1 protein-coding gene is annotated in these 21,157 nt (G+C 58.0%); it reads right to left on the minus strand.

Annotated features, from left to right (window positions below; genetic code table 11):
• Positions 1-80: 80 nt before the first annotated feature.
• Positions 81-21,038: a calcium-binding protein gene (locus tag BM316_RS16775; protein ID WP_207493738.1), complete on the minus strand. Its 20,958-nt coding sequence runs from the start codon at positions 21,036-21,038 to the stop codon at positions 81-83.
• Between the last annotated feature and the right edge of the window lie 119 nt (positions 21,039-21,157).

A 21,157-nucleotide genomic window follows, 5' to 3' on the forward strand; every position in this document is an offset into this window, starting at 1 on the left:
GTAGAGTTGAGTGTTCCCACTGGCACATTGCAACGCGCCTCACAGGTTGGCAAGGCGCGCGGTCTTCAAATCAGGCGAAGTCAGCCAAAGTTGCCGGTTGGCGAGGCCAACAGGCGGTCGCCGTCCGGAATTGGGGCAATCCGTGGTGTTTCGGCACCGTCGATCGCGCCGCCACGGCCCGGGTAACGGTTCTGGCCGAACTGTTCGCTATATTCGCTGGTATCGGAGGACACCACGATACCCAACTCGCCGAACGGTTCGCCGAGCTCGTAGATGGCAGGCAGACCGTCCAAGACACCCTCGAAGGCGGTATCGTCCGCGCGGGTCGGGTCGATCCCGTCGTTGGTCCCGAGCGCATAGATATACTGCACCAGACCCAGCGAGTAGTCGTTGATGACTGTGGGTTCGCCAACAGACTGGAATGGTGTGTAGTAGCTGTTGAACTCGCCAGCCCAGTCGATCAGGCGGTCACCGACATTGTTGGCAATCAGGATATCCTCACCGGCGCCGCCGAATGCAAAGTCCTCGTAAGAGATGTCATCGTCTGAGCGGTTGTTGTTTCCGGTAGTGTCATCGTCAGCGCTGATGAAGTCATCGCCATAGCCGCCATACATCTGGTCACGACCTGTGCCGCCAACGATGGCGTCATTGCCGATCCCGCCAAAGATCTTGTCGTCACCGTCACTGGTCAAACCGTTCTCGGAGACACCGGACACTGGCCCTTCGGTTGGATCGAAGTTGAGGAAGAACGGATCGTCGCCAACACGCAGCTCACCACGTGGGTTGGATGGATCGAAGAAGGACATCAGTGGCGTGCCTTCCTGAGCGGCACCGTTATAGCCCACAGCGTCACCGGTATTGATCGGCGTATCGTAGCTGATGATCTGGCCGTTCATGGCGCGCGGTGTCTCGCTATATGGCAGGGCTTCCGCACCGGAGATCGCGTCGTCGCCGACACCACCATGCAGGTAATCATCGCCCAGGCCACCAAAGATGATGTCGTTGGCCTCTGATGCGTTCCAGTCGCGGTCGCTTGGATCATTCGGGTTGGTGCTGAACGGTGTCAGGTTGACCCGCTTGACCAGCAGGTTGTCGAAGTAGAGCACGGCGCGCACCGCGTCGAACTCATCAGTGGTCAGCAGGACATCGACTGCATCAAGCGCTGCGACACCGTTGAGCGGTTCGCCGAATTCGGTGCTGTTGCGGCTTGTCATGATGCGGCCATCGTCACCGATCACACCGTCACTGCCCGTGCCGCCAGAAATCCAGTCGTGGCCAGTCCCGCCGATCAGATCATCTGACTGGCCATCACCATAGAGCACATCGTTGCCGCGCTGGCCGTAGATCGTGTCGTCACCGGCCTCACCGCGGATTTCATCTGCGCCGCCGCGATCCTTCAGGCTGGCGAAGGCATCAATATCAATACCGCCTTCGGTGTAATCCAGCAGTTCAACCGCGCGCGGGATGATCCGCAACGTGCCGCTGTAGGTGTCATAGTTGAAGGTGAGGTATGCGCCGCTGTCGGTATCGTTGGTGCCGACCAGACGGTAGATGTTGGCATTGTCACCGGCGATTGTATCGGCATCGCGGGCATGGCCTTCGTCGCTTTCGTCACCGGCGTCGTTGCGGGCGATCGCTGTGCCGGATCCGCCGAAGATCACGTCATCGCCATCCGGACGGTTGCTGACGTCACCGGAGAGACCCTCAAAGAGGCTGCTGGAACCACCGACAATATCATCCTGACCAAGGTTACCGAAGATTAGGTCATTTCCGCCGTTGCCTTCGATGTAGTCGTCACCGTCGGTGCCCACGCCTGCCCAATCATCCGCAGATGGGACAAGGGTTTGCAGGTTTGTCAGAAGGTCGCGGCTTTCAGACAGTATCCGTTCGTCGGCGAAGTCGGTTGTGCCGTCACCCTGGATCGTGTCGTTGCCCATCTGGCCGAAGATCATGTCATCGTCCGCACCACCGGCGATATAGTCGTCGCCGTAACCCAGCGGATCGGCTGTTTCACTGTGGTTGTAGATGACGATCACACGCTGCGCGGTGCCATCTGGGTTGCGCATGATGCTGTCAGTGATCAAGGCTTCCCCATCGTTCACACCCGGTGTCACGCCGTAGATCAGGCCGTCTTCAAGTGCGCGCATCCGTGGATCATCGAGCGAGAACGTCCGGTAGATCGTGCCGCTGTCGCCAAGCACCACATCATCGCCAGCACCGGCGTCAATCCGGTCGTCCCCGTCATTGGCAAGGTTGCCAGCGGCATCTTGCGCGACGTTGTGACCGCCGATGATATCGTCATCACCCGCGCCGCCGAAGATCGTGTCGTTACCAGTCTGGCCAAGCACAACGTCATCACCGCTGCCTGCTGTGATCGTGTCGTCGCCACCCAGATCAGCGTTTGTCACGAAGATGGAGCTGTAATCAAACACGCGACCCGGTCCAAGCGGCAGGTCCTCCACACGGATCAGACCGCTGATCGTCGCATAATCACCGAACACAAGATCATTGCCTGCGCCGGCGTTGATGATGTCTCCGCCAGTGCCGCCAATGATGATATCGCGGCCGGTGCCGGTGGTGATTTCATCGCCATCGCCGTTGAGCGGATCGGTCGAGGAAATCTCGACTGGAATTTCGACACCCTTAGAGATGGCAAAGCGCATCAGGGCGTGATCGCCGACAACCACATCATCGCCGTCTGTGCCTGCGCCGTCATTTGTCACAATCGTATCGGCACCAGCACCACCCATGACGATGTCACGGCCAAGACCCGTGGTGATCGTGTCGTCATCATCGCCAAGCTCAGGTGCAACAGGTGTGATCTGTTCAAGCGTGATCTGGATCAGTTGTCCGTCTGTCGGATAGACATCGCGACCCGTAATCAGCGCGCCGCCACCCATGACGATGTTGTCGCCATGGCTTGCGTTGATGATGTCGCCACCGGCCCCGCCGATGATGATGTCATCGCCCGCACCCGTCGTGATGATGTCAAAGGCACCAAGCTCGGGTGTGGTCGTCTCGACCAGCAGGATATGCGGATCAGAGCGGCTCGCCTCGGTATTGGTCAGGATGCGACCATTGTCGCCGATGATGATCGCGTCACCGTCGCCTTTGGTGATTTCGTCAGTGCCAAGACCGCCAATTACGACACCGAAGCCGTCGCCAATGTTGATCAGGTCGCCTGCACCGATGGTTGGTGCGATTGTTGCGATAGACGTCAGCGTGATCAGAGCCTGATCAGGATCAATCAGACCGGAGTCAGCGCCGGTCACGATAACGGCGTCACCGGCCACGATGCTGTCGCCATCTCCAACAGTGATTTCATCTGCACCCGCGCCGCCGATCACAATGTCTCCGCCATCGCCTGCAGCGATGATATCGGCGTCACCGACGCGCGGCTGATAGCTCATAATCAGGTCGGTGACATTGCTGCCGTTGGACTGTGCATCGCGGAAGCTGACAATACCGCCGTCACCGAAGATGATATCGCGGCCAGCCTCGCCAGATGTCGCGATGACTTCATCAGCGCCTGTGCCACCGATGATCACATCCTCGCCTGTGCCATGAGTGATGATGTCTGTGCCGCCAAAGCCCTGCGCAATCGAGCGGACAACATCAAGTGTCAGTGGCAAGCCGCCATCCTGACCTGGGCCGGTATCTTTGCCGGTGATCACACCAAGATCACCAATGACGACGTTGTCGCCATCACCGGCTTGGATCGTGTCCTGCGTGGTGCTGTTGCCGCCGATGATCATATCGGCGCCCGCACCTGCATCAATCACGTCATCACCGTCATAGCCGGACCGGACAGCGCCGATTTCATCAAGGTCTGTCGGATCATTGTCGATGGTGATGTAGTCGATGTAACCGGCGTCACCGATGACAATGTCATCTCCGCCGCGGGTGACAATGATATCGCCCTGCTCGCCACCGATAACGATATCGTTGGATGGAGTGCCGGTGATCGTATCCGCACCGCCAAGGCCGTAGGCACGCGTTTCGATCCGGTTGACCAGACCTTTCAGTGCGTCGTCCAGCGTCACATTGTGGAAGTCGATGAAGGCGTAGTCACCAATCAGGATACCGCTGTCGGTGGTGTCGGTGATCGTGTCACCAGCCTCACCACCAAGGATGATGTCTTCGCCGGACAGACCGTAAAGCTCATCCACGTCACCGTTGGCATAGACAATGGTGCTGATACGGATCAGCTGGCCGGTCGAGAGCGCGGCTGTCGGATGATAGGTCTGGCCGTAGCCCACGTTCATGTCGGCAACACCAGAACCCACCGCAGAGATAATACGCTCGCCGCCGATTTCGCTGATGAAGGCCACGAAACCTCGATCGCCGAAGATGATATCGTCTGCCGTGCCGCCGGTGATGATGTCACGGTCCTGACCACCAAAGATAATCAGATCAATGCTGGTTGTGGACGCATCAACCGTGTCGAAGTCGCCAAACTTGAACAGATCTTCGTAAGGCCCTTGTGCGTTGAGGATCAGCAGACCGTCGTTGCTATCAAGGTCAACTGTCACCGTATCGTCGCCAAGTCCGGTGTTCAGCGTCGTCCACGTCACGAAGTCACCGGCATCATCGCGCTTGCTGGTGCCGTCGATCAGGATTGTGTCGTCGCCAAAGCCGGTCCAGATGGTGATCCCGTCAAAGAAATCACCGCCGTCGGCGCCAAAGGTGATGGCAGCAGGTGCCAGACCCACAATGTAGATTTCATTGTCGGCGGCGATCTCGCGATCACCTTCACGCAGGTCGATGGCATCCAGCGCAGCGGCCCGGTCATCTGTGATGACGACAGGTGCGTCGGCGGTGCCATCACCGGCAATCGCGGCCTCGTCAGAGATCATCAGCACATGGCGGCCAGCGCCTGCCACGATGTCGAGCACACCGTTGATGTCATTGAGATGACCCTCAAGGAACAGCGGCGCATCGCCAAGCCCGTAAGCGGCGGTCGAGCCGACGAAGATACGTTCATTGCCGTCACCCAGTTCAATGAGTGTGTTTGCGGATGTGCCGGTGACGTTCAGCACGTCATCGCCGGCCCCGGCATAGATATTCAGGATGCTGACGCCCTGATAGGCAATGCCGTCCTGTGCGGAGTTGATGACCGCCAGATCGGAGGAGGACACATTCACAAGATTGGTTGAGGCTGCGACCGAAATGCGCTCTCCGGACCGGCTGGTGATTGTCAGATTGCCTTCCGCGTCGGCGGTTGCGCTGATCATCGGCCCTTGCGCTGCGTTGATTTGCGCGGCGAGCTTGGCGGCGATTGTCGCGGCCGTATCGGTTGCAAGGGCAAAGACGACGAACACAGTGTCGGCTGTGCCTGACTTGAGCGACGCTGTCGCAAGATCTGTGGTGATGACAGCAAAGCCTTCGCCAGCGGTGACGCTATCGATGGCATAGGTGATGTTGCGCACCTCACCTGTCAGACCGCGCGTATCTACCCGCGCTGTTGCCTCTCTGAGCTGACCCTGCAGGGTCACGAAGATCGTGTCGCCCTGACGGATCACTGCAAAGTTGTCAGTGTATGGCAGGAACGGGAAGGCATTGTTCGGGTTCAGAACCGGCTCAAGTGCAGCGGCCAGTTCGGTCGTCGTGGCATTCCATGCAATCGGGTCCGTCTGGACGGTTGTGCCATCAGCAAGATCGAAGATCAGAACGAATGTGCCGCCTGTCGCATTGATATCAACCTTGTAGACGTTGTTCAGATCAATGCTCGTGGCACCTTTGCGCAATTCGGACACCAGAACCTCGACGCTGGTCTGCGCATCGCCCAAGAGTCCTGTTGTGTCACCGACGATCAGGTCAGTGATATCGAGACCCACATCTTTGCCTGCAAACTCGACACGGAAGACGGTCGTGCTGCCTTCGCGGGTGACAGTGACAGTCGCATCCGTTCCAAGCAGTGCGTCAATCGCGGCCTTGGCGCTTTCAGCGGCGGTCTGGGTGCCATCAAGAACGCTAATCGCGGCAGAGACGTTCACACCATCGGTGAGTGTGAACGTGCCGCCGACAGCGCGGACGCTGATCAGCTGGATTTCAGAGACCAGCGGCATATCCATGCCGGTGATGCGGTCTTCGCTGACGTTGATGATATTGTCGTTGGTGTCACCAGCGTCATTGACGTTGAGGGTATCACCGGCATCGCCGCCCATATCGATGGTGATCAGACCAGTGATCTGGTCAACAAGCGACTGGTCAGAGCCGATATCGATCCGGTCATCACCTTCGCCTGTTGTCAGGAACAGATGGCCGTTTGTGGTCTTGACCGTGATTTCATCATCGCCGCCAGCGGTATCGATCAGGGTCGTGCCGCTGTGTGTCGTTTCGATTGTCAGACGGTCAGTGTTCTTGCCAAGGCGCAGATCAAGCACTTCGATATCAAAGTAGGTCAGACCGCCAGCAAAGACTTCGCCACCGATTGGTGTGTCACCTGCCATACCCAGACCGGTCAGACGGGTGTCGGTCAGGACGGCTTCTTCAACCGCAGGGCTTTCATTGTTGTAGATGATCAGCGTGTCGATCTGCGTCTCTTCGTTGACACGCAGGTTCAGGTTGACCGGTGCGTAGCTGTAGGTCGCACCGACAACGGCCGAGAAGTCTTCGGGCAAGATGCCCTCGACTGTGATGCTGCTACCGGAAACAACCGGCTTGAGCGCGTTGGCCAGAAGCGCTGCGAGGCCGTTTGTGACCTCGGCAATATCACCATCGGCCACGGTCACGGACTTGGCCGCGCCACCGTTGAGTGACAGGTCCCATGTCTCGCCGACACTGGTGTTCAGGATTTGCAGTGCGGCAAGCGTCCAGGATGCGTTGGTGTATTGGTTCTGGACAGGAACACCGCTGATGGTCGTTGTCAGATCAGGTGCGCCAGTGATCGAGACAGAGATATCAAAGCCGTTTCCGGCGTCAGAGAGCTCCGCAATGCTCAGGCGGGTCTCGCCAAGCAGGTTCACGGTCGCCACCGCATCAAACAGACCGCCGAGGCGGATCTGCTCGGCCAGATCGCGCAGGATCGGTCCGAAATAAAGGTCTTCGTCGCTTGGTGTGACGGTGAATGTCTGGCTGTCACTGCCGCCAGGTGTCTTTGTCAGCGTGACGCTGATGGACATGCCGCTGACCAGCTTGCCGTCAAGCTGCAGATAGGCCCGCAGCCAGTCCAGCGCGGCCAGATCGGCCTGACCAGGCGTGCCGAAGAAGAGCGCATCGCCATTCAGTACAGCATCGGTGCCGTTCACGTTGAGGCTGACATCAAGGCCATTCTCATCAACGAAGCTCAGGATGTCCTGGCTGACGCTGGTAATGTCGATCCTGCCACTGAGATCTTCGCCATTGATGGTGGCAATATCGTAGATCGCTGCCACTTCGTTGATGCGTGGCTCAAAGCCCGGACGCGCGCCGTAGTCGCGGTTCGTATGGCTGGTTTCAAAATCGGTGATCCGTATGACGCCATCACCTTCATTGGTGATGTTGTCGATGGTGCCGGCTGGCAGCGGCAGGTTGATCTCACCCGGCAGCAGGATCGGGGTCTGCAGCGAGGTATCTGTGTTGGACTGGCCACCGAAGAATGTCACCGGACCGCGGATCGAGTTTACGCGCTTGTTGAATTCGCCAAAGACAAGTGCATCGCCGCCGTCGAGAATTTCATCATCAATCGCGAGAACTGTGATGGTCTGCGGTGTCATCCAGTTGGTTTCATCAAAGACCACATACTGGCGCAGACCAATTTCGCCGCTTGAGCGGGTGTTGATCGACCCTGATGCGGTCGCAACGGCTGTTGCAGGGTCAATCGCGGTGATCGAGATTGTACGACCATCCACGATGATATCGTAGTCGCGTGCCCCTGTGGCTGTCTTGAGGTCTTCGGCGGCAATCATGCGCTCTGCGAAGCTGGCTGCAATGTTGGACAGGCTGTCACCGGCCATAACGGTGTGGGTGTAAAGCGTTCCGTTATAGGTCAGCGACCAGATCTCACCGGCTGTCGGGATACCTGTCATCTCGATTTCCAGCACATCACGGAAGCTGAAGTCCTGCACGGTCCGAATATCGAAGGCGCCGCGTGTATCAGGACTGATGCTTGCTTCGATGAAGAAGCCTTTTGCGGTGCCGCTGTAGGAAATGTCGATAGTGTTGGCGTCATCCTCACTGGTGAGGGCGGCGTAGTCTGCCAGTTCATCAAGCTTGCTGCGCAGGCTGTTGATGATCGTGGCAATGCTTTCGCCGACCTGCACTACATGGGTCACTGTCTGGCTGCTGCTGCGCAGGGCGTCGCTGTTGAAGACGGTGATCGACCAGATTTCACCTGCTGTGGCCGTGCCACCGACAGTCAGCGACGCAAGAGGTGCTGCAATCTGGACCTGCACACGCTCGTTCTCGCCAAAGTTGGCGTCAGCATCGAATGCAAGCTGTGAGTTGTAGGTCCGTGTCTCAAGCGGTGTGACCTCGACGGTCACGGTTGTGCCAGTCGCAGGTGCGCCGGTCAGGAAGATGTCGAACGTATCGGTGATCTGCACGTCGCCATCAGCGCGCTCGGCCACATCAGTTGAACCGCCGGATTCAACAATCTCTACGGTTGGGGCGTCGTCGTCATAGACGATGAAATCAAAGACGTTTGGCGTCAGGTTTTCGCCGTTTGCGCCGACAGTGTAGTCATAGTCGGTGAATTCGAGGCCGTTGCCGACTGTGATCTCTGCGCCGACACGGATCGCGTAGACTTCGCCTTCTTCGATGATCCCGGTGATTTCCGGCACGGCGATCAGGGCACGCTGCCAGTGTGTCGTGCTGAAGACGGTGTTGTTGCCAAAGATCGTGGCGCCGCGCAGAACATCATCCGATGTGGAGCTGTCAAAACGTGCAATCTCGACGGCAGCCGCAGGGACAGACGACGTGCCAGGCGTGCGGTAGAGCATGATACCGGTGTAAAGGATGACCGGCGGCAGTTCGCTGTCCTGATCAAGGATGACCGTTGTCGTTTCCAGATCAGGGTCCGCAATCTCTGACAGACCGAAGAAGCTGAAGCCGCCAGCATTGAAATCAAAGGCGACCAGGATGCGGCCTGTCGCGGTGTCGGCAAATGCACGGACACCTTCGATCTTGTTGATTTCGGCAGCGAAGGCGGCACCGACACCGTTTGGTCCGGCATAACCGTCAAGAATGTCGCCTGCATTCGCGGTATAGCTGACTTCGCGGCCGTTGAGCAGGATGCGCCAGGTAAATCCGGCCTCGATATCCACATCACCTTCGGTGCCAAGATCCAGCCATGCCAGCGCATAAAGCGGCGAGGCCGAGATGTCGGTGCTGTCAAAGCCTTCGATCAGGCCAAGCACGACCTCTTGCAGGGTATCGTCGAGTTTGGCGGTGTAGATCACATCGCCTTCCTCGGTCGAGATGCGCCATGTCTCACCGACGTTGACGCCATCGCCACCGTCTTCAAGCAGGTACGTGATGACCTCTGGCGCGCGGTCGCCTGTGACAGTCAAAGGTGCGCCGGTGTTGTCGGACGCGTCGACCTCGAAGGCCGCGCCCTCGATCTGGACCTGCAGATCGCCAGCGGCTGGTGTCACAAGGAAGCCATGGTCGGCGCGGATCGTCTCAAGCGAGGTCCGCAAGGTGAAGCCGTCGCTGTCTGTCAGGCGCAGGACATCACCAACGGCAAGTGCGGTGACAGACTGTTGTGTGTCGGCATTGATAGCATCAGCAAGCAGTGTCGCGATATCGCTGGCTGTGATGGTCTGGGCCTCGATGCCATTGACGATGGTAAAGATACCGAAGATGCCAAGGTCGATTGTGATCGGCGGTACGGCTTCCGTCGCAGTCGGCACACCAAAGCGGTATTCGCGGCCATTTACGGTGACGGACCAGTATTCGATGAAGGTATCGTCGTAAGCCGTAGTGCCACGCAAGATTTCCACATCGACACTTGTGTAAAGCACGTCAGCGGTGCGCTCTTGCGCGATGTCGCGGTTGATATTGGCGGCGATGCCGAGTGCCACGTCGTCGTTCGTGATGCCGAGGAAGGCATCGCGGCTGTCATCGGCAATCGACGGCGTGATGCGGGCAAAGTGCACACCCTCTGGCGCGTTGTCGTCGTTTGCAGCCACCGTCACGGTCTGTGCTTCGTTCCAGTTGCCACTGTCGAAGCTGAGCGTCGTATCAGACAGGCTCACATTGCCATCAAAGTCGAGATTGATTGTCACCGGACCGGTTGGCGCACGGCTCAGAACCACGTTGAACGCGTCACCTGCTGCGACGAGGCTCTCACCGACGACATTGTCATTGGCAACATCGACAACTGACGAATCATCGACAGGGAAGAGCAGAACTTCGGCAACATCATTGTCGATCACGTTGACCGCAACATTGGCTGTGACGATCGCATCATACGGATCTTCGTCCGCCTGATCTGTCCCTTCGGTCACATTATGGCGCAGCAGCACGACACGTTTGCCCTCGGCCAGCGTGTCGTCGATGGCAATGACCGTGACCTCTTGCGGGATATACCAGTTGTCTGCCGTGAATGTCAGGATCGCGCCTGTCGCGCTGCCGTTGATGGCGACGCCCGCCGCACCAGCCGCACGGTTGCCCTCGGTATCAACTGTCGGAGTGATGCTGACTGTCACGTCCTCATCAGGGGCGCGTGTCAGAGCGATCCGGTATGTGTTCAGCACCAGCGACTGATCCATCAGCGGGCTCTCGAAGACGCGCAGCGCATCGAGATCGTTGAAGAAGATCAACTGCGGCTCATCATTGTCATCCACGGATGCCACGACGTCCTGTGCGAAAATCTCGTTGAAGTAAGGATCATCCGAGCTGACGGTTGTCTGGATCAGACCGCTGTGACCGTTCAGGCTGTTGGACACCACAGTGATGGCACCGCCCGTTGTTACACCGTCCAGATCGGAGCCGCCGACATTGAATGTATCAGAGCCGGTGCCGCCGACGATATCCAGCGCCACACCCTCTGATGTGCCCTGAATGAAGAAAGTATCGTTACCCTGCAGCGCATCGACAACGATCTTTTCCAGGCCGGTGTAGCTGATGTAGAGACCGGCCCCGAAGACACCGCCATCCGTAATCACGTAGTCATCACCGAATTCACCGCCGATGACTGTCAGGATGTCGAAGCCGTCACCACCGTCGATCACGACAGGCGCGTTGACATTGTATTCGATAAAGTCAGCACCCTGCCCACCATTGATGTTGGTGAATGGCGCGTTGCTGTCGCTTGGATCAACCTTCACGAAGGACCGAACGGTGAAGTTGTCGTCATCCTCGTTACCGAAGAGGAAGAGCTGCGCCTGGTTGGAATAGACAGTGAAGCTGTCTTCGCCAATGCCGCCGTTCAGCGTCGCGTTGACGCTGATGCCACGTGACAGGAAGCCCAGCGTTACCTGAACCGTGCGGTAGTAGTCGATACCGCTCAGCCCGTTGAACGGGTTCTCTGAATCGCGTGGCGAGTTAAAGAGCTGACCTACCTGGAAGATGTCGTTGCCAGCGTCACCAAAGACCAGAACGCCAGCCAGTGTGTCATCCAGAACGAAGGTATCATCACCGTCACGGCCGTTCACACGCACATCACCGTCAATGGCGCGGTCATATTGGACGCGTTCGATTTCGCCCGTCGGATCACCGTTGAGGTCAAGCGCGACGGCCGCCACGATGCCTGCGTTCAGTTCAGCATTGGCGCGGAACAGGAACAGATCGTCTTCGTTCGTGCCTTTGATCTCGATGTTGTCGATACCGGAGCTAGCCGTGCCGCTATCTGCGACGATCACGGTCGATGTGCCAGATCCGGCCAGACCGATTTCATAGAAGTCGCTACCGCCTTCGCCATCAAGGATCAGTTCGAACGGATTGGACGGGTCGCCGCTGTCCAGACCGTTGAGGAAGGTCTGGCGACCATCGGCGTCATAGTTGACGCGCACAATATCGTTGCCCTGCCCCAATTCGATCCGCGTATCGCCGCCAATCGCGGTGATATTGATCACGTCACTGGCGATTGCCAGCGTTGATGGGACGTTCTCATCGCCTGTGCGCAGCAGTGTCGTGCCGCTGTGGGTGTCGATGATGTGGATGCCGTTTGCACCGTTGCTGGTTTCGAGTGTCAGTGCCTCGAAGGTGAAGTAGTCGATCCCGACCATGATGCCGAAGCCGGTGATCTGCGTGGCGCTCAGCGTATTGTTGGCATCAGCGATGTTGTCGCCGCTGTCGTTGACATAAAGCGTATCAGTGCCGCCATCACCGCTGATGCTCAGCAGGCCGTAGAGAATGCCATTGACCGTGTCGGCGTTGCCAACCTGATCGGAAATGACGGCTGCGTCATCGCCTTCGCCCAGTGAAACCGTCAGCGGGCCATTGATTGTGTAGATGTCGATCGCGTCAGCGCCACCGTTGAAATTGATGGTGGTGGCATCCTGCAAACCGGTGCTGTCGAGCGTGACGTCTGTCGCCGTGTTCCCCAGATCAAGGCGGACCTGCTCGATGGCGAAGTAGGTGATACCGGCCACACTCAGATCAAAACCGCTGATCTCCATCCGGCCTTCCGGTGTGGCACGATCCTGCAAGCCGATGGTGTTCACGCCAGTATCGCCGACGGAGTCGGCGCTGTCGTCGATGTTCAGCGTATCAAAGCCACGGTCGATGCTTGTGCCAACCACGCGGTCGAAACCGTCAACATCAATCAGAGCGTCAATATTATTGAGCGTTCCGCCAGTGTAGACGACACCGCGTTCAATGCCTGCGTTGGAACCGATGTTGATCGTATCGAAGCCAGCGCCTGTGTTGATGTGTACCGGCACATCGTTGCCGCGCACTGCGACGACATCCGCGCCGTTGGCCGTGTTGACCTCGATCACCTCGATGCCGGTGTAATTGACCGTCAGCGTTGCCGCGCCCACGTTGTTCAGCGGATCAACGGCATCAACAAGGATTTCAGACGTGATCTGGGTCTCAGTGACAGTCACAAGGTCGGCCAGATCGCCGCCAGCATAAAGCAGACGGTCTGTGCCACCTGTGTCAGCGATCGTCACAGTGAAGTTCGATCCGGTCGGCGCATTGATCAGGTAGAATTCGGTGCTGGTGCCTGCACCGTTGTCCAGTGTGACAGCGCCATCAAAGGCAGTGACGTTCAGCAGGGTGTTCCCCACACGGACCTTTCCGTCGATATCGTTGACGACAAAGGTCGCATCACCGCTGCCGCCATTGATCGTGATGGTCTCGTAAAGGCCATTCAGCGCCTCAACCGTCGTCTGTCCTGCGCCGATGCCTGATGTGGACCACACGTCACCTGTGGCAAAGATCGCGTCATCATCATCAATCGCAGCCGTCTCGTATCCGGCCAGCCCGTCGTCAGTCAGCAGGTTGCCAACCAGCAGGTAGTTCTCGAAGAGGCCAAAGTCCTCGTCAGCAAATGTCTCGATCAGGCGGTCGTTGTCCGTCGCGATGCCATCGGTTTCGAAGAACTGGTCAAAGCCTTCGCCGCCGGTGACCGTATCGCTGCCGGCACCACCATCAATCACATCGTTAAAGCGCGATCCGACGATTGTGTCGTTGCCACCTTCGCCCTTCAGGGTGAGGGCCATCAGATCGCCGGTCAGCGCGCTGGCATTGATCTGATCAGCGCCTTCGCCAGCCAGGATCGTCAGCGCATCGCCATCAGCGCGGCGTGTGTCCTCGCGGGTGATGCTGACTGCACCGCTGGAAATCCCCTGGAAGGTCACGCTCAGCAGCGTTTCTGCGCCGGTTGCATTTCCAGCGGCGTTCACACCGTCGCTAAAGGTAAAGATGTCGGCCGCATTCGTGCCGATGATGATTACCTCATCAGCGGCTGTATCTGTTGGGCCGTCAGGGTTGTTTGTGACGTCGGTCGTGTCTGGTGTTTCGACTTCGCGGTCATCATCGATAAAGAGCGTGTCAGTCGCGCTTGCACCAAACGGGTTGACCGTGACCTTGTCGGCACCGCCCAATGTGTGGATCTGGACGATCTTCACGTCGGTGATGTTCGCTGTGGTATTGCCGCCCAGAACGGTAAAGATGCTGCCGCTTTCAGAGACAGTCAGCGTATCGGCACCACCCGTGCCGTAGAAGATGACGGTATCGTTGTCAGCCTTCGTGCCGCCGTCGAAGGTCTGGACACCGGCATATGTCATCGCGCTCCAGATCCGGTCGGTGCCGGTGCCACCGTTGACCGTGTTGGCACCGCCCCGTGCATCGATTTCATCATTGCCGCCGTCACCGTTGATCGTGTCGCCAGCGCTACCGCCCAGCAGGGCGTCGTTGCCTGCACCGCCGTTGATGATCGCCGCACCGTCGCCTTTGTGGTCAACAACGTCATTGCCGCCGAAGGCGTTGATCGTGATCGCATTGGCTGAGGTCGAGAAGATATAGTCGTTGCCCTCGGAACCGTTGACCACCGATCCCGCTGCCGCGTTGCCACCAATGGAGATCTGGTCGCCAGCACCAGAACCGGTCCGCGAGGCTGCCGTGTCATTGACGGTCAACAGGCCGCTGCCCTGATAGTCCAGCGTGTCGATGCCTTCGCCACCACGGAATGTCACAGGAATAGTCACGGTTGGATCGACGTAAAGGTAATCATTCCCCTGCCCGCCGTCGAAGACGAACGAGGTCACGTCATCGAAGATTTGCTCACGGCCACCGGCAACAACGCGCAGTTTCTGGCCTTGTGTGGTTCCATCACCCAGAGCGTAGATCTGGTAACTTTCATCGTTGAAGCCTGTGCCGTCGCCCTCGAATGTGCCCAGATCCCTGCTGGAGCCTCGTGTGCCGACGTTGGCATAAAGCGCGCCACTGCCGAATAGCCGCAGATCACCTGTTTCGTTACCGGCAAGGAAGATCGGACGCGGCAGTTCGATGTAGCCCACGTTGAAGCTCATGCTGACGCGGAAGGTAATCTTGAACAGACCGAAGTTGATCCGGACGCTTGCATCCGCCGAGATCGTGACCGGCACGCGGCCTGCCCCTTCGGCAAAGAAGGAGAAGTTCACAGAAACCGTGCCCCAGCTGATGCCGAAGGCTCTGAGAGAGACGCTCGCGCCACCGCTGACAAAGAGACGCGTTCCGACAACCGTGTCGCCTTCCAAGATCGGCTCATAGCCAACATCAATCGAGAAGTTGCCTGTCAGGCCGAAGCTGCTGGAGCCCAGAACAAGCTGACCTCTGAGCGAGAGGTTGAAGTAACCGTTGTTATCGAACCAGCCCGAGACGCTCATTGTGGCGATCCCGAAGAAGTCCATCGAAGCCGAGAAATCAACGCGCCATTCGTTACCGCTGACGATGATACTGAAGGCGGCATCGAAGGTCAGGACCTTCAGGAACGTGACTTCGCCAGTCAGAACCAGCGAGAAGCTCTTTTCAGCAATCGCGCGACCATTGAGTGTGACAGTGTTGCTGGTGGTGTTGATCATCAGCAGGCCACCGGCCTCGATGTCGATGGCACCCGCAATGTTGGCATCAAGCGTCACATTCAGCAGAAGTGCAAAGCCCTGCACTGTGTTGCCGCTGTAAATCAGCGTCAGACCGCCCTGCGCTGCCACATTCAGGCCACCAAGGCCGAATGACAGGTCGAATTCCACGGTAAAGCGCGAGGCGGACACTTCGATAAAGACGCGGCCAGAGGCTGTCGCAAACCCGAGGAAGTCCGCGCTGCCCTGAATCTCAAACATGAAACCTGGTGAGAGAACGGTCTGCGCCCCTGTGCCAGGAATGAAGAGCGACTTATCAATCGTGAAGGTCGAGAGGGCAAAGGTCCCCTGCCCTGCGACCCTGATCGCGTTGGCCAGATTGAAGTCGACGGCGATGTTGGCATAGATCGCCAGACCACCTTCACCGAGGATCAGACCGCCTTGCAGGTCAAAGCTCGCCAAACCGACAAGCGTGGCTCTGACATTGAATGACGCGGTAAGCTCGACTTCAGGGTTGGCCTGAATGGACAGGTAGAAGTCGCCTTCCAGAATGATCACATCAAAGATGATCAGCTCACCGCTGATGATCAGCGTCAGACCGTTCTGAAGCGCCACATCACCCAGCTTGATGCCGGTATTGCCAGGCAGATCGGTGATGGGATCAGGGCCGTAGCGCTGTGTCACACCATCAGGCAGGGTCTCGCCCAGATCATATCTGAGGACGTCTTCGTCGTTCAGAACCGTGTCATCAAGGATGTATCCAGTGGCGAAGCTGTTGACTTCAAGGACAAGCGTCGCGCGCATGCTCAGGCTTGGAATGCTGGTTCCGGCGATCTCACCCGGTGTTCCGGCAACGCGCAGCAGTGTCAGACGACCGACAATGCCTTCAGAGCCGCTGACTGTCAGGAGGCGCAGATCAACCGTGCCTTGGACGGCGCCGATGTAATCAATGTTGGCTGAGGCAAAACCGGTGATCCGTGTTTCGTCAGCGGACGTCGAGAACTCGAAGAAGCCGTTCAGTGTCACCGCATTGAACAGGGTGATCGAACCGGAGATCCGCAGGACGAAGTAGATGCCAGGTTTGGCGTTACGTGCCGGTTCGTCCTGACCCAATGCTGGCTTCGCGCCATAGATCGTCAGTGTTGACGGCGCATCGGCAGCCAGGAACGGCAGGAACGAGGTCGGCACTTCGAATTCCTGATCGACCTGCGTGGTGTTGAAGATCACCCGCACCGAGGCATCAAGCTTGAAGATATTCTCTGGCAGATTGCCGATGGCATTGGCGTCGGCTGAAAGCTCAAGGGTAAAGCTGCCCGCGACACCGCGGTCATCGACGCCGTTACCGCCTTCATCAATGAAGTCGATGATGAAGAGGCCCTCGGCACGGCCTGAGATCAAAGCACCGCTTGCGCTTTCAGTATCGCCGATAGAGGCATTGGCAATCGCAAAGACTTCGAAACGCTCATCGGAAATCTTGAGGTAGAAGCCGCCTTCAAGCGTCGCAAGGATTGGGTCGGTCAGATCGTCGCCAGGGGCAACCAGCTTCAGAGAGCCCAGAATTTCAAAGACGGCAGAATTGCGTGTCAGCGTGTATTCGCGGTCTTCCGCGCTGAGTGTGGCGTTGCCATTTGCGATATCGACGAAATATTGCTTGGACCCGTCGGTGACGCGCCACTGCGATGTGCCTTTGCCGTCGTTCTTTTTGACCAGTTCGATCGTCGCGTCGCCACCCAAGGTGACACCGGCGTTTTCAAATGCGGTGCTGACCGTGCCGCTGACGGCAATCGGTGTGAAGAAGCTGACACCGGTGTTCAGTCCCAATGTGCCTGTCGCTGTGCCGATCTGGTCACCTGGGATACCTTCGAGCTTGAGCGTCTCGACCTTGTCTTCGCCGGTCAGGTTGACCTGCAATGTGGCGCTGCCTGACAGGTAGACGCCGAATTGCTCAAGGAAGCCGAAGTTGGTCTGGACAGTGGCCACACCCCAGAACTGCGGTGTTGCGGAGACACCGCTCGTTTCAAGGATAAAGCGTGCAGCCGCCGATCCGATGTTACCAAGCTTGTAGACGTCAACCGTACCACCTGCATTGACGCTGAAGCGGAAGACCGTTGACCCGTCTGCCTTGACGAAATCACCGAACTCGAAGGAAATCTCGCCGCGGATTTCAAGCAGCGGTTCGCTGATGCCAGGCACTTCAAGCGTGATCGAACCGGCGATGTCGATAAAGAAGACGCGGCTGGTCTGGGCCTCACCATCGCGTGGCGCGGCTCCATCCTGCAATGCTTCGATCAGGCGGAACTTCTCGCTGCTGGCAATTGACAGGTTGCCATCAGTATCGGCCCAGGCGTTCGCAGCAAAATCGACCGATACGGTGCCAGTCGTGAAGGCGCCTGCAAGGAAGAAGCGGAAGACACTGTCGCCAAGGTCCATGACCTCGATCGCGGTGTTGATCTGGGCTGTGCCAGCACCCGTGCCAGAGAATGTGAATTCGTCGCCATCCAGGGTGGTCAGGTCAATCGTGCCGCCCAATGGCTCAAGTTTAACGTCGATGTAGGACGCGGTTTCGGTGGTATCGATGCTCAGGCTGACATTCGCCGGAGCCTCACTCGCCGTACCGTTATAATCCCATGCGCCAGCCGCAAAATTCAGCGTGCCAGCATCGCCTGCCGCGATAGCACCGGAGGTGACATCAGCCGCAGCAAATACCAAGGAGAATTCCCCCGGGGGTCCGCGGGCACTGATGCTGTCGAATGTGATCGACGTGCCATCTGTTTTGACAAAGGTGAAATCGCTGGCTGTGACAGACGCGATATCGAGTGTCTGCGTATCGCCGAGCGAGAAGTTGACCACGACATTGGCCCCGTCAGCGATTGCATTGGCTGTGACCTCGTTGGTCGCCCCAATCGCGGTGATCGTGCCACCGTCGGTGCCGATCCAGTCGAAGCTGCCGCCAATGAACTCAACCGTCACATTGTTCGCAACAACGGACCCTGCGAATTCACCGACGAACCAGATGCGGAATACCTCGACACCATTGGCCTCGGACCGCAGATGCACGGCTGCCTGCGTTTCATCGACCGCAATCGACGTGCCGTCGAGCGTGCTCAGAACAACCTCTGGCGCGAGGTCAATCACGCTGTCGATATCGACGCCGCTGGCATAGCTCGGCGGTGTGAAGGCCACATCGACGAAGCCGCGGTTATTGATGGTCACGACATCCTGCACGCTGCCATTGACAGGATCAGTCAAGCTTCCCTGAAGCTGGAGTGTCGCAAAGCTCTGGGTTGCGGCATCGTTAATGAAGTTTTCTGTGACAACGCCCGCAGCATCTGTCGTGCCGGAAGCAAAGCTGCCAGCAACGAAGTTGACATCAACAGTGCCGCTGGTGAAGGCGCCGGTGATGAAATAGCGGACCAGATTGCCGTCACCCAGCACCATGAACTCGCCGTTGAGCGCAGCCGTGCCAAGACCGGACCCGGCCAGCGTAATCTCGTTGCCAGCCACATCGGCGCCATCCAGATCAAGGATCAGGTCGTTGTTCGCATTTGGCTCATAAGCCACGTCGAGGTAGCTGATATTCAGTGTGCTGCTGTCGAAACCGACTGGACCGCTACCGGTCGAAACAGTGCCGGTGTTTGTGGCAAAGCTGCCGGCGATCAGTTCAATGGTGGTTCCGGCTGTGAACTCACCGATTGTCCAGAAGCGGAAGATGTAGTCACCGCTTGTTGCCTCTGGGTTCAGCCAGATCGGGGCTTGCGTGTCGTCAAAGACAATATCGCCACCAACGAACATGAACTCGGCTGCCAGATCAGTCACCGAACCAAGGCTCAATGTGCCGGTGGCAAAACGCTCAAGTGCCAGATCGACATAGCCGCGGTTGTTGAGGTCCAGCACAGGCACCGCGTCACTGTCGGATGGATCGACAATGTTGGCCTGTGGTCCGACAGCCGCAAACGCCAGGCTGAGCGCACGGTTGTTGTCGAGCGCATCCTGCGCGATTGTCACTGTCACATCGCCGGTGGTGGTCGGTGCGTCAAAGAAGACACGCAGGACATCACCGTCCAGCATCATCAGCGCTGAGGCGTTGGCACCCTTGACTTTGATTTCTGACAAAAGCGGCAGTGCCGTCGGAAGCGTCTCACCACCCGCGGCAGTCAACTGCAGGTCAAAGTAGGACTGCGCGTCATCAAGCTGTCCGGCCTTGGTGATCACTTCAGACGCCGTTGCATCACTCACCACAACCAGGGCGAGCGTCGCATTGACAGCAACAGGGTTGGTGATCGGATCAACCGCATTAACCACCAGCGCAAGCTTGTCGACCGTCGCGCCATCCGCCAGCGCTTCTGTCAGCGTGTAGCGGTAAACCAGTTCCGACCCGCTATCCGAGATCAGCTCAGCAGTGCGGTTTTCTGCAATGGTGATTGCAACACCGTCATAAGTCAGCGTGATCTGCGCGTTCGTCAGACTGTCAGGATCGAATGTGCCGGTGATGTTGCTCACGCGGACATCAATGTATTCCTGACCAGAGATGTCGTCAGTGCGGCCTGTGGTGTCATCAGTAACAGTCCAGCCACCATCAAGTGCCACGATCTGCACATCGTTCACATCTGCAAAGCTGCCTGTGGTCCAGTAGCGATATGTGAGCCCACCAAGGCTGACCGGCGCTTGCGCATCGTCAACCGTGATTGTGCCAACGCCATCGCCAACCAGCGTGAATTCCGCTTCGGCATCCGTGATCGACAGGACATTGATCGTGCCGCTTGTTGGGGCCGTGAAGGTCACGTCGATGTAGCCGCGCTCGCTGAGGGCAACGACGTCAATCGATGTGCCAGGGTTGATCAGCTCAGCAGTCGCGCCTTCGACGAAAACATCGACCGTTGCTTGCGCGGCTGGTGTGTTGCCGTCCGCATCAGCCCATGCATTCGCCGTATAGGAAAGGCGATAGACACCCGCTGCCAGATCAGCCGAGGTGATGTTGTAACGGAACTCCGTGATCCCTTCGGCTGCAAGCTCGGCATCGGTCAGATCGGCGTAATTCTTCTGATAGGTCTCGGAGAACGTGACATATGTCGCAACACCATCAACGATCTGAAGCGATACTGCCTCTGGCGCGCCCAGAGTGATCGACGGACCACCACCAATACGGCTCAGTGTGATCTCGCCACCATCGATGGTGCTGTAATCAAGCGCCGCACCGCCCGGTGCGATGTAGCTGACATAGATCGCGTCAATCGTGTTGAGCGCGTTGACATCAACGGTATAGCCGGTGCCATCCAGTGTCGGTGTCAACGGACCCGATACCTCGATGCGCGGTGCGGCAACGGTGAATGTCACATCATCATTGCTGAGGTTGCTCAGGCCATTGTTGCTAAAGGCATCCGCATTGAAGCTGACCGTATAGTCACCGACACCAAAGGCATCAGCGGCAAAGGTAAAGCGGACAGTGTCACCGTCGATGACCAGCACATCTTCGATTGTCAGTGCAGTGCCGTCCTTGCGCACGGTGATCAGCGGCGTCAGGTTGGCGACGATCTGATTCAGCGCCGCCTGCGTGATGCCTGCGCCCAGTTCGGGGATGAGGTCGATATCAAGGAATGGTGCGCGCACCGCAGCAACTGTCCCTACGCGTGTGATCGGATCGCCTGGATTGCTGACTTTGCCGCGATCCGAGTAGACCGTCTCATTCGTCGTGGTGTCTGTGAATGACCAGCTCTGATAGACAAAGC

Source organism: Yoonia litorea, assembly GCF_900114675.1.
Taxonomy (GTDB): Bacteria; Pseudomonadota; Alphaproteobacteria; order Rhodobacterales; family Rhodobacteraceae; genus Yoonia; species Yoonia litorea.